The sequence below is a fragment of the Sulfurimonas iocasae genome (genome assembly GCF_047716755.1).
In the GTDB taxonomy this organism is placed as follows: Bacteria; Campylobacterota; Campylobacteria; order Campylobacterales; family Sulfurimonadaceae; genus Sulfurimonas.
On sequence record NZ_CP180409.1, the window covers coordinates 481,040 to 503,694 of the forward strand.

At 32.4% G+C, this 22,655-nt stretch carries 24 protein-coding genes; 19 read left to right on the top strand and 5 right to left on the bottom strand.

Translation table 11 applies throughout. The features are described from left to right. Nucleotides 1-14 precede the first annotated feature (14 nt). A complete protein-coding gene (gene mltF / locus ACLHDE_RS02475; RefSeq protein ID WP_415397583.1) occupies nucleotides 15-1,469 on the top strand; it encodes a membrane-bound lytic murein transglycosylase MltF in 1,455 nt (484 codons plus the stop codon). Nucleotides 1,470-1,527: 58 nt separating this feature from the next. Here mltF and nadD read toward each other — a convergent pair whose 3' ends face one another. Continuing rightward, complete coding sequence (gene nadD, locus ACLHDE_RS02480; protein ID WP_415397584.1) at nucleotides 1,528-2,334, bottom strand: nicotinate (nicotinamide) nucleotide adenylyltransferase; 807 nt, start codon at nucleotides 2,332-2,334, stop codon at nucleotides 1,528-1,530. 76 nt (nucleotides 2,335-2,410) lie between these two features. On the opposite strand from nadD, the gene gap reads away from it, so the two are divergent. Genes gap through fabI form a run of 4 tightly spaced genes read left to right on the top strand, consistent with a single transcriptional unit; the run spans nucleotide 2,411 to nucleotide 6,176 of the window. Next, nucleotides 2,411-3,412 carry a type I glyceraldehyde-3-phosphate dehydrogenase gene (gene gap / locus ACLHDE_RS02485; protein ID WP_415397585.1) on the top strand — a complete coding sequence of 334 codons (1,002 nt, stop codon included), beginning with the start codon at nucleotides 2,411-2,413 and terminating at the stop codon, nucleotides 3,410-3,412. A gap of 8 nt (nucleotides 3,413-3,420) precedes the next feature. Beyond that, the gene (locus ACLHDE_RS02490) at nucleotides 3,421-4,623 is read left to right on the top strand and encodes a phosphoglycerate kinase (RefSeq protein WP_415397586.1); all 1,203 of its coding nucleotides are present in this window, start codon (nucleotides 3,421-3,423) and stop codon (nucleotides 4,621-4,623) included. A 3-nt stretch (nucleotides 4,624-4,626) separates the two neighbouring features. After that, the gene (locus tag ACLHDE_RS02495; RefSeq protein WP_415397587.1) at nucleotides 4,627-5,355 is read left to right on the top strand and encodes a triose-phosphate isomerase; all 729 of its coding nucleotides are present in this window, start codon (nucleotides 4,627-4,629) and stop codon (nucleotides 5,353-5,355) included. Continuing rightward, complete coding sequence (gene fabI / locus ACLHDE_RS02500; RefSeq protein ID WP_415397588.1) at nucleotides 5,355-6,176, top strand: enoyl-ACP reductase FabI; 822 nt, start codon at nucleotides 5,355-5,357, stop codon at nucleotides 6,174-6,176. Before ACLHDE_RS02495 ends, fabI begins: the two co-directional genes overlap by 1 nt. A gap of 9 nt (nucleotides 6,177-6,185) precedes the next feature. On the opposite strand, the gene ACLHDE_RS02505 is transcribed toward fabI, so the two are convergent. After that, the gene (locus tag ACLHDE_RS02505; RefSeq protein ID WP_415397589.1) at nucleotides 6,186-6,545 is read right to left on the bottom strand and encodes a hypothetical protein; all 360 of its coding nucleotides are present in this window, start codon (nucleotides 6,543-6,545) and stop codon (nucleotides 6,186-6,188) included. Between the two features lie 113 nt (nucleotides 6,546-6,658). On the opposite strand from ACLHDE_RS02505, the gene ACLHDE_RS02510 reads away from it, so the two are divergent. Continuing rightward, nucleotides 6,659-7,960, top strand: a complete 1,302-nt coding sequence (locus tag ACLHDE_RS02510) for a hypothetical protein (RefSeq protein ID WP_415397590.1) — start codon at nucleotides 6,659-6,661, stop codon at nucleotides 7,958-7,960. A 140-nt stretch (nucleotides 7,961-8,100) separates the two neighbouring features. Next, nucleotides 8,101-9,060 (top strand): ABC transporter permease, encoded by a 960-nt coding sequence (locus ACLHDE_RS02515; RefSeq protein WP_415397591.1) that lies wholly within the window; start codon nucleotides 8,101-8,103, stop codon nucleotides 9,058-9,060. Here ACLHDE_RS02515 and nusA read toward each other — a convergent pair. Continuing rightward, on the bottom strand, nucleotides 9,057-10,190 hold the full coding sequence (nusA, locus tag ACLHDE_RS02520; protein ID WP_415397592.1) for a transcription termination factor NusA: 1,134 nt from the start codon (nucleotides 10,188-10,190) through the stop codon (nucleotides 9,057-9,059). The genes ACLHDE_RS02515 and nusA overlap by 4 nt on opposite strands. A 162-nt stretch (nucleotides 10,191-10,352) precedes the next feature. On the opposite strand from nusA, the gene ACLHDE_RS02525 reads away from it, so the two are divergent. The 8 genes from ACLHDE_RS02525 to ACLHDE_RS02560 are packed head-to-tail and all read left to right on the top strand — an operon-like array spanning nucleotide 10,353 to nucleotide 15,886. Continuing rightward, nucleotides 10,353-10,598: an HP0268 family nuclease gene (locus ACLHDE_RS02525; RefSeq protein WP_415397593.1), complete on the top strand. Its 246-nt coding sequence runs from the start codon at nucleotides 10,353-10,355 to the stop codon at nucleotides 10,596-10,598. 9 nt (nucleotides 10,599-10,607) lie between these two features. Then, nucleotides 10,608-11,909 carry a tRNA (N6-isopentenyl adenosine(37)-C2)-methylthiotransferase MiaB gene (gene miaB / locus ACLHDE_RS02530; protein ID WP_415397594.1) on the top strand — a complete coding sequence of 434 codons (1,302 nt, stop codon included), beginning with the start codon at nucleotides 10,608-10,610 and terminating at the stop codon, nucleotides 11,907-11,909. Continuing rightward, nucleotides 11,902-12,525, top strand: coding sequence for a lysophospholipid acyltransferase family protein (locus tag ACLHDE_RS02535; protein WP_415397595.1), 624 nt, complete (start codon nucleotides 11,902-11,904; stop codon nucleotides 12,523-12,525). Before miaB ends, ACLHDE_RS02535 begins: the two co-directional genes overlap by 8 nt. After that, on the top strand, nucleotides 12,515-12,970 hold the full coding sequence (locus tag ACLHDE_RS02540) for a hypothetical protein (RefSeq protein ID WP_415397596.1): 456 nt from the start codon (nucleotides 12,515-12,517) through the stop codon (nucleotides 12,968-12,970). Before ACLHDE_RS02535 ends, ACLHDE_RS02540 begins: the two co-directional genes overlap by 11 nt. Further along, the gene (locus ACLHDE_RS02545) at nucleotides 12,951-13,790 is read left to right on the top strand and encodes a tyrosine-type recombinase/integrase (RefSeq protein ID WP_415397597.1); all 840 of its coding nucleotides are present in this window, start codon (nucleotides 12,951-12,953) and stop codon (nucleotides 13,788-13,790) included. Before ACLHDE_RS02540 ends, ACLHDE_RS02545 begins: the two co-directional genes overlap by 20 nt. Next, nucleotides 13,784-14,803 carry a hypothetical protein gene (locus ACLHDE_RS02550; RefSeq protein ID WP_415397598.1) on the top strand — a complete coding sequence of 340 codons (1,020 nt, stop codon included), beginning with the start codon at nucleotides 13,784-13,786 and terminating at the stop codon, nucleotides 14,801-14,803. Before ACLHDE_RS02545 ends, ACLHDE_RS02550 begins: the two co-directional genes overlap by 7 nt. Then, on the top strand, nucleotides 14,800-15,363 hold the full coding sequence (locus ACLHDE_RS02555) for a hypothetical protein (protein WP_415397599.1): 564 nt from the start codon (nucleotides 14,800-14,802) through the stop codon (nucleotides 15,361-15,363). Before ACLHDE_RS02550 ends, ACLHDE_RS02555 begins: the two co-directional genes overlap by 4 nt. Then, nucleotides 15,350-15,886 (top strand): hypothetical protein, encoded by a 537-nt coding sequence (locus ACLHDE_RS02560; RefSeq protein ID WP_415397600.1) that lies wholly within the window; start codon nucleotides 15,350-15,352, stop codon nucleotides 15,884-15,886. Before ACLHDE_RS02555 ends, ACLHDE_RS02560 begins: the two co-directional genes overlap by 14 nt. Here the strand turns inward: ACLHDE_RS02560 and tilS are convergent. Together tilS and rimO are read right to left on the bottom strand one after the other, a co-directional pair. Further along, a complete protein-coding gene (gene tilS, locus ACLHDE_RS02565; RefSeq protein ID WP_415397601.1) occupies nucleotides 15,875-16,876 on the bottom strand; it encodes a tRNA lysidine(34) synthetase TilS in 1,002 nt (333 codons plus the stop codon). The two genes, ACLHDE_RS02560 and tilS, sit on opposite strands and share 12 nt — an antisense overlap. A 10-nt stretch (nucleotides 16,877-16,886) precedes the next feature. Further along, a complete protein-coding gene (gene rimO / locus ACLHDE_RS02570) occupies nucleotides 16,887-18,197 on the bottom strand; it encodes a 30S ribosomal protein S12 methylthiotransferase RimO (protein ID WP_415397602.1) in 1,311 nt (436 codons plus the stop codon). 51 nt (nucleotides 18,198-18,248) lie between these two features. On the opposite strand from rimO, the gene ACLHDE_RS02575 reads away from it, so the two are divergent. From ACLHDE_RS02575 to ACLHDE_RS02590, 4 genes are all read left to right on the top strand, one after another. After that, nucleotides 18,249-19,400 (top strand): NAD(P)/FAD-dependent oxidoreductase, encoded by a 1,152-nt coding sequence (locus ACLHDE_RS02575; protein ID WP_415397603.1) that lies wholly within the window; start codon nucleotides 18,249-18,251, stop codon nucleotides 19,398-19,400. A gap of 52 nt (nucleotides 19,401-19,452) precedes the next feature. Beyond that, the gene (locus tag ACLHDE_RS02580; protein WP_415397604.1) at nucleotides 19,453-20,025 is read left to right on the top strand and encodes a hypothetical protein; all 573 of its coding nucleotides are present in this window, start codon (nucleotides 19,453-19,455) and stop codon (nucleotides 20,023-20,025) included. 65 nt (nucleotides 20,026-20,090) lie between these two features. Beyond that, nucleotides 20,091-20,936: a GGDEF domain-containing protein gene (locus tag ACLHDE_RS02585; RefSeq protein WP_415397605.1), complete on the top strand. Its 846-nt coding sequence runs from the start codon at nucleotides 20,091-20,093 to the stop codon at nucleotides 20,934-20,936. A 247-nt stretch (nucleotides 20,937-21,183) separates the two neighbouring features. Beyond that, a complete protein-coding gene (locus tag ACLHDE_RS02590; protein ID WP_415397606.1) occupies nucleotides 21,184-22,335 on the top strand; it encodes a hypothetical protein in 1,152 nt (383 codons plus the stop codon). Nucleotides 22,336-22,655: the final 320 nt, after the last annotated feature.

The window sequence follows — 22,655 nt, forward strand, 5'->3', positions numbered from 1 at the left end:
AGTAAACTGATGTAATGAATATGATAGATAAAAATATTAAAATTTTACTTGTTGTTTTTTTTGCATTCTCATTTTTTGCATTTGGCTGGCTGAGTCATTCCGCCTATAAGCCAGGAAAAAAGATTGAGCAACCATCTATTTTGGATGATATAAAAAGGACAAAAAATCTTAATGTTGTTTTACTAAATGCCCCTTCAACTTATTATATAGGAACAGATGGAGAACAGGGTTTTGAGTATGACTTGTTAGATGCTTATGCCAAGCATCTTGGTGTTACTCTAAATATTACTACAGCAAATACAATCAAAGAAGCTATTAAATTTTCCAAATTGCCACATATTCACATCACATCAGCATCCCTTGCTAAGACAAAGGAAAGAGAAGAAACATTTAACTTTGGACCGTCATATTTTGAAGTCCAAGAGCAAGTTGTCTGTAATCGAGGGATGTTGGGAAGTGGTAAATTCCCAAGAGACGTAGAGCACCTTGCCGGACTTCGTATAACAGTAGGAGAGGGTACAAGTTATAGTGAAACAATTAAGGCACTTCAAGGAGATGGTTATGATATAAATGCCACCTTTGACTCTGAATCATCAACTGAAGAACTACTAGAACAAGTTGCATCTCATGAGATAGACTGTACTATAGCAGACTCAAATATTTATGCATTAAATCAGAGATATTTTCCTCGCATCGCACTTGCTTTTGTTGTAAGCGAACGAGAGCAATTGGCATGGGTTTTAGCTCCAGGTTCAAAAGAGCTTGAAGCAGATATGTACTCGTGGTTTAACAGTTACAATCAAAGCGGTAAATTAGCGCAACTAAAAGATCACTACTATAGTTATGTTTTATTTTTTGACTACTACAATACTAAGATGTTTTATAAACGTGTAAAATCAAGACTTCCAAAATATAAAAAATATTTTGAGAAGTATGGTCTTAGGTATGGTGTTCCTTGGACTCTTTTAGCTGCTCAGTCATATCAGGAATCACACTGGAATCCAAAAGCTAAAAGTTTTACGGGAGTTAGAGGTCTTATGATGCTTACTCGAAGAACTGCAAAACTTCTTGGTGTTAAAAATCGTCTAAATCCAGACCAGAGTATAAAAGGTGGAACAAGGCATCTAAACCAGATGTTAAAATATATACCTAAAGGGGTAAAGGATGAGAACCGTCTTAAATTTGCACTAGCAGCTTATAATATAGGAATGGGTCATATTAAAGATGCCCAAAAACTTACTAAGAAAATGGGGCTTAATCAAAATATATGGAGTGATTTGAAAAAGGCTCTGCCCTTACTCTCCCAAAAGAGATACTATAAAACACTTAAACATGGATATGCTAGAGGAAGTGAACCTGTTCGATATGTTGATTCTATATATGATTACAGAGATATCTTAGAAAATATAAATGAAGAGACTAAGCAAGAAAAAAGTACACATAAAGAAGAAGAGAAAAAGAAAAAATAGTTTTTTCAATGACTATTTTGGATGAAACTACTTCTTTTAAGGGAAGTAGTTTAGAGGTTTAAAGAGCTTCGCCCTCTTTTCCGCTAGCAAGCCCAGCTAAAAAAGTTTCCATGTCATACTTTACTCTGTACTCCGGTGTCATAATATGAATAAGTATATCACCTAAATCAATTACAATCCAATCTCCACTCTCATCAATATTGTTAAATACTTCGCCTGGCTTTAAGTCATCTTTAAGATGGTTAAGTAAAGCAGTTGTATGTTTAACACCTAGTGATGAAGCTATTATTGCGTATTCTACGAAATAATTCTTATTTCTTAGGTCAAAAACCTCTATACTTTCAGCTTTGTTTTTGTCCAATGAGTTGGTGATTTTTTCTATTCTGTTTTGCAAAGTGTTCCTTCTTAATTGTGTTGATGAAATATTTTCATCTATGTTTAGAGTTATATACTCTTTTGGTATTTCAATACCATTTCTTGAGGCTACAATGAATGTAACGAGTTCTTTTAACTCATTATAGCTTTCCCATTTGTTTAGAGACTCTAAGTTGTCAGCACCTATGACAAGATAGATTTTTTTATATTTTTTTAAAAAGTGTTTTACACTTAAAATTGAAGCGACACTTTTGTTTTGTCTAACTTCATAGTCTGAGATTTCCACTTTATCATATTCGTTAAAAATTTCTTTTATCCAACTAAGTCTTAGCTCAGGAGATGCATGAGAGCGTGATTTAAACGGATTTAAAAATGTCGGCACAACTATAATCTTGTCAATCTCTTTTATATTAACTAAAGCTTTTACAATAGCTTCATGACCGATATGTGGCGGGTCGAAAGATCCGCCAAATAGTGCAATAGTTTCCATAGGGTTCCCAAGTTTAAAGCGAATTATATCTAGTTTTAGATAAAATAATACAATTTTTATAATTTTAGGAAATATAATGGCACTTAAGATAGCAATTAATGGATTTGGTAGAATTGGTCGTTGTGTGGCTCGTATAGCAGCTACAAGAAATGATGTTGAAATTGTAGCTATAAATGATATGGCAAGTATGGATATGATGCTTTATCTACTAAAGAATGATTCTGTTCACGGAACATTCGCAAGTGATATAGTTCAAGTTGATGAACATAACATTAATATTGATGGACAGACTATTAGAATTTTTAGTGATCGTGATCCTAAAAACCTAAGTTTTGCTGATTATGGTGCTGATATGGTTTTAGAGTGTACAGGTGTGTTTTTAACTCAAGAATCTGCTCAAGTTCATATAAATAACGGTGTAGAAAAAGTTCTTTTTTCTGCACCTTCAAAGGATACCCAAACAGATACCTTCGTTATGGGTGTAAATGAAGAAAAATATGCGGGGCAGAAAATTGTGTCTAACGCCTCTTGTACTACAAACTGTTTAGGTCCTATTGCCCGTGTTTTAGATGATGCTTTTGGGATTGAAAAGGGTCTAATGACTACTATCCACTCATATACAAATGATCAAAATATTTTAGATGTAAAGCATTCAAAAGACAAACGCCGTGCTCGTGCGGGGGCTATAAATATGATTCCAACAACTACGGGTGCCGCAAAAGCTATTTCTCTTGTTATGCCACAACTTAAAGGTAAACTTCATGGTCAGAGCGTTCGTGTCCCTACTCCTGATGTTTCTATGGTTGACTTGAATGTTGTAGTTAAAAAAGGCACTACAAAAGAGGAAGTTACTGCTGTGTTTAATGAAGCAGCGAATAACAGACTAAAAGGTCTTTTGCTAATGGATAAAGAGATGAGAGTTTCTCAAGATTTCGTTGGATGTGAGTATAGCGCTATTGTTGCCCAAGACTTAACTCAAGTTATCGGTGGTGATATGGTTAAGATTATGGCTTGGTATGATAATGAATGGGGTTATTCAATGAGACTTATTGATATGGCTCTTCATATTAGTAAATAGGACAAAAATTGGAACTATTAAATATAAAAAAATTAGATTTAGCAGGTAAAAAAGTTTTTATTAGATGTGATTTTAATGTGCCTATGGATGAATTTGGGAATATCTCAGATGAAAGAAGAATTCGTTCAGCTATTGCAACTCTAAACTACTGTTTAGATCAAAACTGTGCAGTTATTCTGGCATCTCATTTTGGTCGTCCTAATGGTGAAGTAAATGAAAAATACTCTTTAGTTCCAGTAGCAAGAAGAATTCAGCATCTACTAAAAAGAGATGTAATTATGGCTAAGGATGTTGTTGGTACAGATGCAATGTTTAAAGCAACAGCACTTAAAAGTGGAGAAGTTTTACTTTTAGAAAATCTTCGTTTTGAAGCAGGTGAAACAAAAAATGATGCAGAGCTTTCTAAAAAGTTGGCTTCAATGGCAGATATTTATATCAATGACGCTTTTGGTGTAAGTCATCGTGCTCACTCTTCTGTTGAAGGTATCGCACACTTATTTGACAATAAACACAAAGCAGCCGGTTTTTTATTAGAAAAAGAGATAAAATTCTTTGGTAAACTTATTAATAACCCTGTTCGCCCGTTTGCTGCTATTATTGGTGGATCAAAAGTCTCAGGTAAACTTGAAGCACTTGTAAACCTGCTTCCTAAAGTAGATAAAGTTTTCATCGGTGGTGGTATGGCATTTACATTCCTAAAGCAGATGGGATATAACATCGGGGCTTCTTTAGTAGAAAATGATCTTTTAGATGATGCACAACATATTATGGATGAAGCAAGAAAACTAGGTGTTAAATTTTACTTACCAGTTGATGTAATTGCAGCAGAGAAATTTTCTGCAGATGCAGTTAGTAAAATTGTTACAGCGCAAGAAATTCCTGATAATTGGATGGGACTAGATATTGGACCGGCTACGGTAAGACTATATCGAGAAGGTTTAAATGATGTCCAAACTATTCTTTGGAATGGACCAATGGGTGTTTATGAGATGGAAAAATTTGCAAGAGGTTCTAGTAAAATAGCTCACTTTGTTGCAGATAGTTATGCTACGACTGTAGTTGGTGGTGGAGATACTGCTGACCTTGTTCAACGGGTAGGTGTTGATGATGAAATGAGTTTTATCTCTACTGGTGGAGGAGCTTCTCTAGAGCTTTTAGAGGGTAAGACACTCCCTGGTGTTGCTCAGCTGGTTATTGAAGAAGAGGCGTAAATTATGATAATAGCTGCAAATTTAAAAACAAATTTAACTCGTAAACAGACAAGCGAGTATGTAGATGAATTAGAAGATTTTTTGAATAAAAACAAAATTTCTCAAGAAATTTTAGTTTTTCCTGCACCATCTTCACTTAATACTCATAGCGGAAAAGTTACTATTGGTACTCAAAATGCTTATGCAGCTGCCAATGGAGCTTTTACTGGCGAAATAGGACAAGATCATTTAGATGAATTTTGTGTTAAAACTATTTTAATTGGACATAGTGAGCGTCGACATGTATTAGGTGAAACTCAAGAAGAACTGGTAAAAAAGTTTAACTACTATAAAGAGCAAGGTTTTAAAATAGTTTATTGTATTGGTGAGCCTTTAGAAGTTCGAGAAGCCGGTAATGAAACAATGATGAAATATATCTCAGCCCAGTATGAAGGCATAGATACAGATTATAAAAATCTAATTATTGCGTATGAACCGGTTTGGGCGATAGGAACAGGTCTAACACCAACACTTCAAGAGATAGAAACTATTCACAAAGAGTTAAAGAAAAAATCATCAGCACCACTTCTGTATGGTGGTAGTGTAAAAATTACAAATGCTAATGATGTTTTAGCATTAAAAAGCGTAGATGGGATACTAGTTGGAAGTGCTGCATTAAATGTAAAGAACTTTTGTTCAATGTGTGAATATGCACAAAATATAGAAAATAAAAAAATTAAGGAAAATATATAATGATAATGAAGGGTAAAAGAGGTCTGATCGTAGGTCTTGCAAATAATAAATCAATAGCTTATGGCATCGCAAAATCTTGTGCTAATCAGGGTGCTGAAATGGCATTTACTTATTTAAATGATGCTCTTAAAAAAAGAGTTGAGCCAATTGCTAAAGAGTTTGGAAGTGATAAAGTTTATGAATTAGATGTATCAAACGAAGAACACATGGCAGGAATTGCTGAGTTAATAGAAAAAGATTTTGGTAAGATTGATTTTTTAGTTCACTCTGTTGCCTTTGCACCAAAAGAAGCACTAAGCGAGCCTTTTATTAAAACTTCAAAGTCTGCATTTCAAATTGCTATGGATATCTCTGTATATTCACTTATTGATTTAACAAACCGTTTAGAATCAGTGTTAGCTGATGATGCTTCTATTTTAACACTTTCATATTTAGGTGGACCAAAATATATTGTAAATTATAATGTAATGGGTGTTGCAAAAGCTGCATTAGAGTCAACTGTTAGATATATGGCTGTTGATTTAGGTAAAAAAGGTCAAAGAGTAAATGCTATCTCAGCTGGACCAATTAGAACATTAGCTGCTGCAGGTATTGGTGACTTTAAACAAATTCTTAACTGGAATGAAATCAATTCACCACTAAAGAAAAATGTTACAACTGAGCAAGTTGGTAACTCTGCAATGTATCTTTTAAGTGACTTGGCATCTGGTGTTACTGGTGAAATTCACTATGTAGATAGTGGATATAATATTATGGGTATGGCTGCAGCAGAGACAAGTCCAGAAGGTAAAACAGTTCTTTCATGGGACATGAAAGAGTAATTACCTTTTTTATTTTCCAATAACTGGCATAGACTCCATCTTTTTATAGTGTGAGTCTTGTGTCGTAGAATTTGACTCTTTCATGTATACCTCACTCTTATCTATATACTCTTGCAGTTTGAAGTCTCTTTCTTTATCTTGATTTTTTGCTTTTATATCTTCATCTTTTTCAACCTTTGGTGTCCACTCATCTTTTAACCAGCTATCAAGTGATTTTTGCATAGAACCTTTGTTGTTTTTCTCTGCTGTTGAATTTGTCACACTGTTTAGTGATTCATTTTGGGATGGTGCTACCGTAGTGTTTGAGCTACAAGAGCTTAGACTAAGTATACTAATAGTTGCAATTATTGTTATCTTTAAATTTTTCATGCTGAAATTATAGTATAAACTATTGATTAAAAATTAATCAATAAATAGAATGATATGAAAAATGATTATGATAAACTTCTTTCACATGTTGATAAACATATCAAGGAGAATTTATGAAATTTACAAAATTAAGTTTAGTAGCTGCGCTACTAGTAGGTTCAAGTGCATTCGCAATTGAAAACGTTAAAGTTAGTGGTGACGCTAAGTTGTTTTATAGTACACAAGATGATAGTAATGCAAATGCAACAGCATCTTTACTTGATCACACATCATCAACAGGTCAAGCTTCGCTTGGCTTAGGTGTTAGTGCTGATTTAACAAAAGGAATATCAGCAGGCGCACATATGACTGCACTTACAACATTAGGTTTACAAGGACAACTTGTAGATAGTGTTTGGGAAGGAACGAATGGAACTAATGATTATTTCCTATTTGATGAAGCATGGTTAGCCGGAACATACGATAAAACTACTGCAAAAGCTGGTCGTATGACACTAGATACTCCAATGGTATTTACAGAGACTTGGTCGGTAGCTAAAAATACTTTTGAAGCAGCTGTATTAATTAACCAAGATATTCCAAATACTACTTTAGTAGGTGCTTATGTTGGTGCTACTAACAGTAATAATATTGTTAACGGTATTGTAAGTGGTAGTAGTGAGACTAACACAAAGGTAACTGGTTTTGGAAATGCAAGTGGTACTATGCAATCTGTTAATGCAAAAGGTAACACAAACTTTTCACAATTTTACAAGGGTGCAGTTGCTGCTGGTGTTATAAATAATTCTTGGAAACCATTAACTGCTCAAGCATGGTACTATGATGCTCCAAGTTACTTAAATAACTATTGGCTACAAGCTGATTTAAACTATGAAGGTATTTTAGCAGGTGCTCAATATACTGTTACTGATTATACAAAAACTGAAATGCTTCCAATAGCAAAAGATTCAAGTAACAATGCTTATGCTGTAATGTTAGGTTATGAAAAAGAAGATGTTGTTACTGCTAAAGTTTCTTATTCTCAAACTGGCGAAGAAAAAGATAGTACAATTGCTCTAGGAGCAGGTTCTAACTTAGCTGGTTCACAGTCTAAACTTTATACAGAAGCATGGTGGTTCTATGGAAAAATCACTAAGGCTGATACTAGTGCATTTAACATAACTGTTACTGCTCCTGTCGCTGGATATAATTTAGGTATCTACTATACTCAAGCAACTATTGGTAAAAATGGAAGCAATACTGCAACAGAGAAAGATTTTGCTGAGGCAACTTTTGAAGTAGCAAGATCTTTTGGTCCATTAGATACAGGTTTATATTATATTTATACAAAGTCTGATGACGATAATATTAAAACTGGTAATACTAAAGGTGATGCATACAATACTGTACAACTTTATTTAACTTACAACTTCTAGATTTCTTTTTTATCTAGAATCTTCCCTCCTATAACAAACATGCCTAACTTGACTATGGTATGTTTGTTAAAGTTCATATTCCTTTTCCTGTTTTTGGAGTATGAACTTTTATTTCACTTTGTTTTGATATAATCTTTCACATGTTACTACTATCAAAAAAACTTTTTTATCTACTGTTTATGCTATTGCTTATTTCTGTAATATCTTTTTTGGCAATTCATGCTGCACCAAACAGTTTTTTCGCAGCAGGTGAATTAAATCCTAACATGACTAAAGAAGCAATTGAACAATTAAAAGCTGTATATGGTTTAGATAAATCACTTTTTGGTCAGTATATTGACTGGGTTAAAAACATAGCTACACTTAACTTTGGCATCTCTTTTGTAAGTGGACAGGATGTTAGCGCTGAGATATTTAAACGTATTCCGATTACACTTATTATGAATTTTACAGCTCTTTTTGCAGTTTTTATAATTTCACTCTACTTGGGGGTGAAAGCAGCATTAGATTATGAAAAAAAAGCAGACTATATTATCCGTCAAATATCTTTAATCTCTTTTTCTATGCCATCTTTTTATCTGGCACTTTTGTTTATAATCTTTTTATCCCTAAACTTAGATTTGTTCCCAATAGCAGGACTTCATTCCATTGAAGAAAAAATAGGTTTTGCATATTACGCTGATATGGCTTGGCACCTAGTTTTACCGGTTGGAGTTATGATATTTGTTGGTCTTGGAAGTATGATTATCTATATTCGCTCTCTAACCTTAGAGATACTAAAGAGTGATTATTACTATTTTGCGCTATCTCGTGGACTTAGCAAAAAACAGCTTCTACGTTATTATATATTGCCAAATCTTCTTCCTCCTATTATTACACTATTAGGATTATCTCTTCCGGGACTTATCGGCGGTAGTGTTATTTTAGAGTCTATTTTTGGAATTGAGGGAATGGGACAACTGTTTTTTATGTCGGCTTTGAGTCGTGACTATCCTATAATAATGGGTACTTTGATGATAACAGCTTTTTTGACTTTACTTGGAAATATGATAGCGGATTTAATCTTACTAAGATTAAATCCTTACATGAAAAGAGGTTAATTAAACAACGCCTCTAGTGCGTCAACACCATCTTTAGTTTCTTCAATTTCACCATCTTCCGTAGTAACAGTGTCATTTTCAACAAGCTCTATATTTAATCCAGTTAGCATAGACGCAAGACGGATATTGATTCCACTTTTACCAATCGCTTTTGATTTTTGATCAGCAGGAAGAGTTATAATAGCTTTTTGGGCTTCTCCATCTTCATTTTTTATAATCTCAACATGAGAGATGATTGCAGGACTCATAACACGAGATATAAAAAGTTCAGGAATTGTTGTGTACTCAACACAGTCAATATTTTCACCAATTAACTCTTGGCTAACAGCATTAATACGAACACCTTTAACACCAACTGTAGCACCTACAGCGTCTACTTGTGGGTGAGTACTAAGAAGTGCAATTTTAGCACGTTCACCTGGAATACGAGCACTTCTCTCTACAATAACAACACCATCAGCTATCTCAGGAACTTCAAGAGCTAATAGTTCTTCTAAAAATTTAGGACTTGTACGTGAAAGTTCGATTTGGATTCCATTCTCTTTGTCCATATTTACACGACGAACTACAGCTTTTAAGTGGTCACCTTTTACAAAAACTTCACCTTTAATACGGCTTTTCATAGGTAGTACAGCACGAACTTCATCTACTTCTATATATGTAGCATTGTTAGAGTCAACGCTTGTCACACGACCTGTTACCAGTGTTCCAATTTTTGACATATATTTATTAAAAAGTTCATCTTCAACAAGTCTTTGAATATGGTACTCAATCTCTCTGTGAAGTTGAGATGCACCAGTTCGTCCATACTCTTCTAAATCGTGTGGAATCTGCAGTTGATCATCAAGTTCTACTTGATCATCATACTCTCTAGCATCTGTAATAGATATGTAAGCAGGAGCAACCTCTTCATCTTGAAGTCTTTCATCGTCATCTGCTACAACAGTAATAGTTTGAACAATTTCGATGCTTTTTGTAGCTTCATCAATATTTGCTTCAAATGCAAAATTTCTATCAATAACTCTTTTGGCAGTTTGAATAAAAGCAGTCTTTAAAGCCTCTAGAACTTTCTCTGGCTGAAGTCCTTTTTCGTGTGCAATAGCATCTACAATATCTAATATTTTTTCCATAGTTAAATGTCCTATTTAAGGTAATCTCATAAAAAACAGTTGTAAAATCTTTGGGATTTCTTATGAAGTAATGCAATTATAGCGAAAATAACTTTAATATGACTTTTAGTAGAGTTTGTATATAATGCAAGACTTTTATAATAGTAGAACAAGGATAATTAAATGGATTTAAAATTTGCTAGAACAGATATTGAAACAAAACCAAAAAAAGCTGATTTAGAAAAAATCGAAGCAAGTGTTGAAAAAGAGGGAAGTATGATTTTTTACTTCGATAGAGAAAACTCTCACAAAGATTTACTAGAACTTCAAGATTATTTTGAAGAAAAAGGTAAGAGTTTTTACATGAGTGAAGTTAAGTTTGGACTTTCAGATAACGAATATATGTACCAAGTACACATTATTAGCTAGAGATAATTAATGAGTAAAAAGTTATTTATTGAGACATTAGGTTGTGCCATGAACTCTCGTGATAGCGAGCATATGATTGCTCAGCTAACAGAGAAAGAGGGTTATGAATCGATTGATGACTTTAGAGAAGCTGACCTTATTTTGATAAATACATGCTCTGTTAGAGAAAAACCAGTATCTAAACTTTTCTCAGAACTTGGTGTTTTTAACAAAAAGAAAAAGCCAGATGCCAAGATCGGTGTTTGCGGTTGTACAGCTTCTCACTTAGGCGAAGAAATAATAAAAAGAGCACCTTATGTAAATTTTGTTTTAGGGGCTAGAAACGTATCTAAAATTACGGAAGTTTTACATAAAGATAAAGCGGTAGAGATAGATATAAATTATGATGAGAGTGAATTCGCTTTTGATGATTTTAGAACATCCCCGTATAAAGCTTTTATAAATATCTCTATTGGATGTGATAAAGCATGTACTTACTGCATCGTTCCTAAAACTCGGGGTGATGAGATATCTATTCCTGATAATCTAATAGTTAATGAAGCCCAAAGGGCAGTAGAAAATGGTGCAAAAGAAGTTTTTCTTTTAGGTCAAAATGTAAATAACTATGGTCGCCGTTTCTCTGGTAGTCATGAAAAAGTTAATTTTTCAGAACTACTTAGAAGGCTCTCTAAAATAGAGGGTTTAGAGCGTATTCGTTTTACATCTCCTCATCCATTTCATATGGATGATGAGTTTATAGAAGAGTTTGCAACTAATCCTAAAATATGTAAGTCAATGCATATGCCACTTCAAAGTGGTTCTAGTAAAGTTTTAACAGATATGAAGAGAGGTTACTCAAAAGAGTGGTTCTTAAATCGTGTTGAAAAACTGCGTAAAGAGTGTCCAGAAGTTAGCATCTCAACTGATATTATTGTTGCTTTTCCAGGTGAGAGTGATGAAGATTTTGAAGATAGTTTGGATGTTATGAGAAAAGTTAGATTTAATCAGATATTTTCGTTTAAATATTCAGCTCGTCCTGAGACAGAAGCTGAGCATTTTACTAACACAGTTGATGAAGAAGTAGCATCTCATAGATTAACAACGCTTCAAAGTCTTCATACAGAGATTTTAGATGAGATAAACGCTACATCTCTTGGTAAGACTTACAGAGTCTATTTTGAAGATCTGATTCAAGACTACTATGTAAGTGGTAGAAGTGATAATAACATTGTTGTCAAAGTTAAGGGCTCTGATGAGCTTCTAGGAGAATTTAGAGATGTTTTGATAACTTCCATTGGAAGGACAATCTTAGAAGGAAAGATAGTTGCTTAAAAAACTATTTCGTTATATCGCTTTAATAATAGTGCCGATTTTAGCTTCGCTATTTATACGCCTATTGCATATAACAAATAAAAAAGAGTTTTATGTTCCTCCTACTATAGGAGACGAGCCAATTATTTTTGCTTGCTGGCATGGCGAGCTTTTGATGCTTCCATATATCTATTTTCACTATAGAAAAATCCCACATGCTAAAGTCTTAATATCGCCTCACTTTGATGGACTACTCATCTCAAAAACCATAAAATATTTAGGATTAGAAACGATAACAGGATCAACTAACAAAAATGCAGCAAGAGTTCTTATCCAAGCTATGAAATCTTTAAAAGATGGTTATGATATCGGTATAACTCCAGATGGTCCAAAAGGTCCAAGACATGAAATTGCAGATGGGGTAATAGTAATGTCACAAAAAACAAAGGCTAAGATAGTTCTTGTTAGAATGACTCCAACTAAATTTTGGCAGTTTAATAGCTGGGATAAATTTGTGGTCCCTAAGCCTTTTGGTATTATGCGTTTTTATGCAACAGAATCTTTAGATATAAGCGAGATGAAGCTAGAAGAGGCGAGAGCTTTTTTAAAAAAAAGGTTAGACAATTATGAAATCTAGAGTATTGATTCCAAGCGTAGCTTTTTTAATGATAGTAGTAATGGGTGGGTATTTTTTGATGAACCCATCTTATGAAAGATCACTAAAAGCAAAGTATTACTATGAGGTAGGTGACTATAAAGAAGCCCTAGTCCTTGCTAAAGAGGCTTTTAGTATGGATGTTTATAATCGTATGGCTTCAACAATAATGGCTCAATCTATTACCTCTTTAAAGTATGTTTCTTATATAGAAGATGCTAAAAAATACATGTATGATATAAATAAAATTGCCACTCATGATGTTATATCAGGTGCAGATAAAGCAAAGATAAGAACAATATGTAATATTATGATTAGTGCCTACGTAAAACTTGCTCCAAGTGTTGTTACTGATAGAGAATTAGTTGATGACGCTGCAAGATATAATAACGATTTTGAGAAACTACTTGAAAAAGTTAATAAGTAGCAAAAGAGTAGAATTTTTACAATCTTTAGAAGATTTTAGAGGTTACTCTGACTTAACAATCAAAAGCTATGATGAAGCAATAAAAGAAGCCTTAGATAATGTAGAAATTATTGAAGAAGATAATGCTACTACAATAAATCTTATGCCTTACCGTATAAAAATCTCACAATTAAATCCAAAAACTATAAGTAAAAAACTTAGTGCTATAAGAACTTTTGTAAAATTTTTAAATGATAATAATATGAAAATATTTTTAAAAGCAGATGAGAGTATAAAAGTTGCAAAAACTCTTCCTAAGCCTATCTCTCATAAGCATATTATTGAAGCACTTGAACATGCCGAGTTCTATGAAAAGTTAGTTGTAACAATGCTTTATACTTTAGGTCTAAGGATTTCTGAACTTTCATCTATAAGGTTAAATGATATATCTGATAAATGGGTTAGAGTTTTAGGTAAAGGAAATAAACACAGAGATGTGCCACTTTTACACATAACAAAAGTATTAATAGATGAATATTTATCCAATAATTGTCCAAAAATATTTCTTTTTGAAGTAAATGATGAAAGATTAAGCGAAAACAGTCTAAGATATACAGTTAATAAAGTCTTTAAAAGAGTCGGACTAAAGGTAACTCCGCATCAGCTTCGTCACTCTTATGCGACAGCACTTCTTAATGGTAGTGCACCAATAGCTGATGTAAGTGAATTACTTGGTCACTCAAGTATGGCAACAACACAAATATATACAAAATTAGGCAGTGCATTGAAACAACAAAACTATAACAAAGCACATCCACTTTGTGGAGATGAGCAGTGTTAGGTAAGCTTTTTGAAGCTTTATATCATAAAGTATTTATTAGTATTGTTGTTCAGCGCTCAAAAAGCATCGTATATGTAGAAGAGTGCAATAAAAAAAGTATAATTAACAGCGACTCTAAGAGTTTTGATACTATAGAATACACTAATAAAGTGCATGAGTATATAAAATCTTTTATTGCTGAATCACCATTTTACTATATTTCAATTTTAGATACTTCAGATGAACAAGGTGCAATTCCTACCTGTGCGAGTAAAGATATGTCTGACTTTAATGATATGACATCATCCAAATATATTTGTCATCCTGATGAGTGGGCTTATTATACGTCAAAGCCTAATCTGGATATTATAAAATATAACTATTCCAAGATAGGTGTAGATTTTATATTTTCTCCATTTATTATTTTGTCAAACTTTTTTAAAGACAAGATAGATAGCCATCTCGCCCTTTATATCCTTTTAGAAGACAACTATATAACTGTCTGTGTTTTTGATAATTCTAAGCTTTTATTTGGTGACCATATAGATATGCAACATGGTGACGATAATGAAGAACTACTCATGGATGAGACTGATGATGATGAAATCGATCTTGACTTAGATGATAGTATAGATTTAGATGAAGTAGAATCTATGAGTGACATAGAGGGACTTGATGATTTTGGAGATATTGAAGACCTAGATTCTATAGATGAGATTGATGAGTTTGCTGAGACAGAAGATGATGAAGATGAAGAACCTTTGGATAATTATGAAGAACCTCCTGTTGACGATGGCAGTGGTTTTAATGAAGATTACCAACAATACTCCCTTATTCAAAGTTCTATAAATAGATTTTATAAAGATTACAAATATGATAGCAAGTTTGTAGAGAGTGTTTATATAGCAGATGCTATAGGTGTAAGTGGAGACTTAAAAAGGTATTTGGAAGAGGAAATGTTTTTGAGTGTTTTTATTAGACATGTAGATTTGGGTGCTGAAGTTTGTGAGATGGCAAAGGCAGACTTAAAATGAAATATAGCTATATAAAGCCAAGAAAAAAACATGTTTTTTCATCAGAACTGCAACTACTTTTTAGTTTTTTTAGCATTACCCTTTTTATGCTTTTTTCAACATACCTATTTTTAGTTTTTAAAGATTATAGGTTTAGCAAAAATACACAAGATATTATTGAAAAAAGAGCTGAATTAGAAGTTGGTATCACTAGCATGAAAGCACAAATAACTTTTATAGAAAAAGAGGTGCTTCTTTTTGAGAGAATCAATACTAAAAATACAGTTCTTAAAGATTCAATTGCAAATTTATTTGATTTAGTACCTCAAAGAATCACATTATCAGAAGCTTCTTTGCTTAGTAATGGACTCATTTTATATGGTGTAACACCAAATAAAGATGTCTATAATTTTATGCTTCAAGCACCACTGCGTTCAATATTTCACAGGACATATAGTAGCTTTTATCCAGCTCCAAATGGATGGCTGAAGTTTGTATCTACAAACTATATAGATGAAGATGAATTAGTACTTGAATCTCCTGATACTAAAGAAGAAGTGGAGACAGATGATGAAAATTAATATCTCAAGACAAAATATTTATCTACTTTTTTTATCTATATTTTTGCTTATCTTTGTTCTTCTTTTTTCATTTCTTGTGTTGATTCCACAAGGAAAAGAGTATAGAAAACAAAGAAATGCATTAAATAAAGACCGCATAGAACTTAGAAGATATCAAGAGTTTAATGATTCTACTTTAGAAAAACTAAAACAACTTCAGTCCGATAATGCTCATATTATCACAGCCTTTGATAATCCATTTAACAGTGAGAGGTTTGAAAAACAACACAGTTCATATTTTACAACACTAAGATTATCTAAAAAAGAGGCTTTAGAAAATGAAGATGAATTTAGTGTTTATGAAGTAAATACAACTTCTTCTATTAACTCTCCGCAGAGTTTTTATGAGTTTTTAGATGCTATTAATAAAGCTGATTGGATTATAGGTATTAATTTTCCTATAAACTTTAAAAGGGATCATGAATTGATTACTTCATCATTTACGATGAAGGTTTATAACACTAAAAAAGTATCAGCTAAGTAACTCTTTGACTTTTATAAAAACTTCTTCATTCTTATAAAGAAAAGGACGAAGTTTAGGATCAATCTTTAAAGTTCTACACTCTTCTTTAAATTCATGGGACATACTTATTTTAGAAGTATCTTTAGCATATGGAATTATAAAAATAAAGTCACCGCTGTTTAAAACTATAAACTTTCTTCCAACAATCAGACTTTTAGCATCTTTTAATAACTCTCTTTCACTTGCGCTTAACATATATAGTTTTGACTTTAAAATCTTATCTACAATAAATATATCGGCTCTTTGCTTTTTGAGACTTTTAAAGTATGTAAAATCTTTAATATGTTTGATGTCTACCTCTGGAATGAGAGTTTGCCTATCCTCATCTATATACTCAAAGCTCTTCTTAATACCATTGAGATATTTGTCTAATAAAGGAGCAGAGTAGTTGTGTCTAAATGAGTTTCTCTTTATATCTTCATCTTTGTTGCTTTCATCTTCAAAGTATTTGATTTCTTCTTTATTAAGATAACTATACAGCTCTTTTTTCTCTAGATGCAAAAGCGGGCGAATAAGAGTGTAATAATCTCTTTGTTGTACTTTTTGCATTCCTGCAATTTCGGCACAGCCAGCACCTTTACAAAACTGCATCAGCATCCATTCAAACCTGTCTCCTAAGTGATGAGCAGTTAGAAGATTATCATAAGCATATTCAGATATGAGTTTTTCAAAAAAATCATATCTAATCTCTCTTGCTTTTGATTCAAAGTTTTTACTTATTTTTGAGGCTACAAGTGTATGGCACTCTAAGTTATATTTAGAAGCCAACTCTTTTGCATATGCTACTTCTTTTATGCTCTGTGATCTTTGATTGTAGTTTACAATAGCAATATCAAATTTTATATTTTGTTTTATAAGTAAAAAGAAGAGGGCAGTTGAGTCCGCTCCTCCTGAGAAGGCAAGAAGATTTTTTCTTTTTTTTAGTAATTTTAGTGATGAAGTTTCAAGCATCTGTAAAAATTTAATTTTCTACTGTTGCAGTTAAAATATCTCCAACATGTTCAGTTACTTTGGCTTTGTAAATTTTTCCAAATTCTATCTCTTCATCTTTAAGTCTGTCGTTAACATAGATTTCACCATCGATTTCAGGTGCCCAGATAGTCTTTCTTGCACTTAAAAGATACTCATGCTCATCACTTTGGCTATCAATGATTAACTCTATCTCTTTGCCTACTTCATTCTCTAGCGATTTTTGAGTACACTCAGACGCAATATCTCCAAGTGTTTGTGCACGAGATGCTATAACTTCATCTGAGATTTTATTGCTCATGTCATAAGCTGGAGTTGTCTCTTCATCAGAGTAAGAAAAAACATTTATTCTATCAAAACCAAATGAAGATGCAAACTCACACATCTCATCAAACATTTCCTCAGTTTCATCTGGATGCCCAACTATAAAACTAGTTCTAAGAAAAGAGTTAGGAAGACTTTTCATAAACTCTAGGAGCTCTATAGTTTTTTCTTTACCAAAACCACGCTTCATCATACGAAGCATATCATCGTTTATATGCTGAATAGGCATGTCAAAGTAGTTATGAAAAATCTCACTTTTTGCTATGTTTTTAAGAAGTGAGATAGTAGTAGTTGATGGGTAAAGATACAATATCCTGGCACTTTTAACACCTTCTACAAGCTCAATTCTTTGAATAAGTAAACTTAGTCCGTCTTTGATGTTTTGATCTCTAAGGTATGAAGAACTGTCTTGTGAGACAAAACTAAAATCATAATAACCTTTAGCTACTAAACCTTCCACCTCTTTAGCAATTGAATCAAGATTACGAGAGTTTAATTTTCCTTTAAAAGATGGAATAGCACAGAAACTACAAGTCTGGTTACAGCCCTCAGATAGTTTGATGTAAGCGTGGTAAGTAGAACCTGTTACAACTCTCTCACTTCCATCAATAAGAAAAACTTCATCAGAAAAACGGCTCTTTTTTTCTGCTAAAAGTTCATCAATATGGTCATAATCACCAACCCCTGTAAATATGTCTACTTCTGGCATCTGGGTTGCAAGCTCTTCTTTGTATCTCTCACTAAGACAACCTGCCATAACTAAAACAGAGTCCTCTTTTCTTGCTTCATGAAGACTAAGAACAGTGTTTACAGACTCTTCTTTAGCTGCATCTATAAAACCACAAGTATTTACTATGATTACATCTGCCTCATCCTCTGCATCTGTAAGGATGAAATTTTGTAGTTTACCCATCATTACTTCTGTATCGACAAGGTTTTTTGTACAGCCAAGAGAGACTATGTGAAGTTTGTTGCTCATTATTACCACTTTTAAATATTTTTCGTATTATATCTAAAGTATAATACTCTCATGAAAATATATGATGTTTTAATATTGGGTGCAGGTGCAAGCGGCTTGATGTGTGCCTCCAAGTTAAGTAAAAAAATGAGTGTAGCAATTGTTGATGTAAATAACAAAGTTGCCCAGAAATTAAAAGTTTCAGGTGGTGGAAAGTGTAATATTACAAATGTAAGTGTTAGTGAAAAGAATTTTGATGGAGATTCAGAGTTAGTTTCAAATGTTTTGAATAGATTTTCCAAAGAAGATTTGTTAGAGTTTTTAGAAAATAATTCTCTAACACCCGTTATAAGAAAAAATCGATACTACTTTTGTAAAAACTCTTCAGATGAAATTATAAATATTTTAAAAAGATTGACTAAACACCAAGAACTTATTCTAAATAGAGAGATAATAGAAGTTTTAAAAAGCAATGAATTATTTGAGGTTAAAACGAACCGAGGAAACATAAAAGCCAGAAGAGTTGTTGTCGCAACAGGTGGTAAAAGTTTTAAAACTCTTGGTGCAAGTGATATTGGTCTTAAAATTGCAAAAAGTTTTTCAATAGATGTAAAGGAGTTTACTCCTGCTCTTGTTGGATTGACAGTTCAAAAAGAACAGTTTTGGATGAAAGAGTTAAGTGGTCTGAGTTGTTATGTAAATATAAAAGTAGAAGATAAAGTTTTAAATGAGGATCTTCTCTTTGCGCATAAGGGTATCAGTGGACCTGCTGTTTTGTCTGCATCTTTATATTGGAGAAAGGGAAATATTGCCATAGACTTTCTACCAAATAAAAGTATATTGGAGCTAATCAGTGGAAGTAAAAAGCTCATTAGCTCAGTAATACCTTTGCCTAAAAGACTCTCAGTAGCTATATTAAAGGCTATAGGTGTAGAAGATATGGAGTGTAAAAAACTAAGTCAATATGCAAAAGAGAAACTTTTACTTATTCATAACTATGAATTTGCTCCAGCAGGAAATTTTGGTTTTACAAAAGCCGAAGTATGTAGAGGCGGAGTAGAAACAAGTGAATTGATAAGCAGTTCTTTAGAAGCAAAAAATGTAAAAAAACTACACTTTATAGGCGAAGTTGTCGATGTAACAGGAGAGCTTGGAGGTTATAACTTCCAATGGGCATTTAGCAGCGGTGTTATTTGTGCTAGAGAGATTAATATGTTGCCTTAGTTTTACTACATAAGCAAGAAGGTTTAAATAATGTTAAATACAAGGATGTGTTATGAACAAAACATTAAAAAAAATGATAATATCTGCTGTATTATTATCTTCGCCACTTGCAGCAGAACTTAATAATTACTCTTTAATTGGTATTGAAACAGGATATAGTAGTCTTGATTATGAACAAACAGATAGTGGTGTCATAACGGACGATGGAAGTATAAACTTAACTCATGTTGGTCTAAAAGTAGGAACAGAAATAAAAAACTACAGAGTATTTTTAAGCACAAGAGTTTTTGAAGCAAAAGAGTTTGATTTTGCACGTACTTACGGCATGGAATTTCAGTACCTATTTAATTTTTCAAAATATTCAGATATGTTCATAGGTGTAAATGCAGGTACTATTAATATGGAGTATAATGACAAGAGAAATGACAAGAAAATTACACTTGACAATATATATTTCGGTGGAGATATTGGATTTAATGTACGCTTAAGCGAAGTTTTTGATTTTGAGGTTGGAGCAAGAATTATGAGTTTTAATTCAAGCCAAAGAGATAATACAAGGAAATATGATTTTGATAATATTGTAACTGCTTATGCAAGTATTATTTTAAAATTCCAAATGAATTAATAAATGGTATATACCTCAATCTTTTTTAGGTAGTATAAATGCAGATTTTATAAAAGGAGATGTTGTTGAAAAGAAAGCAAAAACAGTATGCAGATTTAATTGAAACCGAAGATTCTACTTTGTCATTAGAAAATATTGAATCTATTATTCGTCACAAAAATGTCCGTGAGCGTTTTGAAAAAAAATATGGTGAAAAACTATATTCTGAAGTATTGTTAGTATTAACTCATGAAAGATACGAACTCGAAGAAGCTAAGTTAATATGGAGTAAAATAAATTTACATCTTGATAATTTAACCAATAGACTTGATAGAAATCCTGGTATTGCCGTTGCCACACTCGATTATCTTTCAAATTTCCATAATTCATTATCATCTCCTGTTCTTATTCAAGAAGATAAAAGTAGTTTTATGTCCGAAACAACAACAAGAGACGACTTAACCCAGCTCTATTTAAAAAGTGTATTTAATTTTGCATTAAAAAAAGAGTTAGAAAAAAGCTTTCGAAGCAGAAAAAAACTTTCTTTGCTTATGATTGATATCGATGACTTTAAACAAGTAAATGACAATTATGGACATTTAGCAGGAGATGAAGCATTAAAAACAATAGGAGAGTTGATAAATATAAATATCAGAAATATGGATATTGCGGCAAGATATGGTGGAGAAGAGCTTGCCATAATCGTTCCAGAATCTACGCTTAATGATGCTGTATTGTTAGCAGAAAGAATTAGAGAGAAAATATCAAAGATTGAATTTGCTAGTTTTTCAGTGACAGTAAGTATTGGTATATGCCATTCATCTTTAGATATTAGAGGAATAGATGATATTATTAGTAGAGCGGATAAGGCACTTTATGATGCAAAATTGTCTGGGAAAAATCGTGTTGTTGTATTTAAAGAGGAACAATAAATAATATGAAGAGTATTTTTACTAGCTGTTGTGTAAGTTTGAATGGTGCTCGATACTGGGCTTGAACCAGTGACTTCTTCCATGTCATAGCTAAAATGACATCTTTTAAATCCCTATAATACGGTAGTTAGGTGTTTGTGTTCGTAAGATTAAGGGTATAGTTAGGTATATTACGACCATTTCTACTACCACTTTTAAATTAATTAACATATACTTTAGTAATGAAAATTTACTACTGGACAATAAAATGATTAAATTTATAAACAGAGAACAACTATATAAACAAGTCTGGAGTAAACCTTTTACAAAACTAGCTCCTAAACATAATATATCGGCTACTGACCTTAGAAAACTGTGTATTAAATTCTTAATACAAATACCAAAGATGGGACATTGGCAAAAGATAGCTTTTGGGCATATTATAGAAACTCCTCCACTTGCTAACTATAACTCTTTTACATTACTAACCAAGAAACAGAAAACTGTACTAAAAGTAGCAAATAATATATCTAGTATCAAAGCTAAAAAGCCTATAATTAGGGCTCCTAAACAACATAGAATTACTGTTAAACAAACTCTTTCAAGTCCACATTCTATAATTGCAAAAACGCGAGATAGATTAAAATCTGGCAAACCAGATGAATATGGAATGATACATTCAGGAGATGATTGTGTTGATATTAGAATCTCTATAGCTAATTACAAAGAAGTTCTTAGAGTATTAGATTCTCTATTTAAATGGTTTGAAAAGAAAGGCTATGAGATAGATGTTTCTGGTAGATATGGGACTTATATTAAAATAGATGAAGAAGAGATACAAATAGCAGTAGAGGAAAAGTCAACAGTTACAAAAACAACTTTAGTAAATAATGGATATTGGTCTCGTACAGAACGTGAATATTCTCCAAGTGGTAAAGTGTCTTTGCTTATTAAAAGTTATGCAGGAAGTACAAGAAAAACATGGTCTGCTGGAAAGCTACATACACTAGAAGAACTTTTACCAAGTTATATAGATGGGATATTTGACTTTGCAACTGCAAAAAAAGAAAATAGAATTAGACAAGAAAAGGAAGAAAAAGAACGACTAGAAGCTCATATTTTAAAAAAATATAATTTACACTGTACTGAGCTAGAAAGAAACATGATAGAACAACTAGATAAGCAAGCTAAAGATTGGAATTTTACTATGCAACTTCAAAGTTATATATCTGCTGTTGAAGATAATGCAAAATCTCAAAATGAAACCATACCTATAGATACGCTAAAATGGTTAAAATGGGCGAAGCAACATCTTAATAAGGTAAATCCATTAAAAGGCTCTCTACCTACTTATACTAAAGCAGAAGAACTATTAAGTATAGAAGATATTATACATATAGAAAACAAGTATAGGTTTTAATATAAAGTGATTATCTAGTGCTCGTTTTTTTCATTGTTTCCAGTAATTCTAAGATGCTTTTTTATTTATACTATCTACATTATTAATGTAGTCTTTTAAGTGATAGCTAAAATGACACCTTCTAAATTTCTATAGTACGGTAGTTAGGTGTTTATGTTCGTAAGATTAAGGGTATAGTTGGGTAAATTACGACCATTTCTATTACCACTAAATACAGTGTTTACTGGATTAGTAATTGTCTAGTTTATATGGGACATTCCATCATTTGTTAAATAAGTAAATAGCTTTTTCATTTGTTTTTGCTTGTTTTATTTATTGTA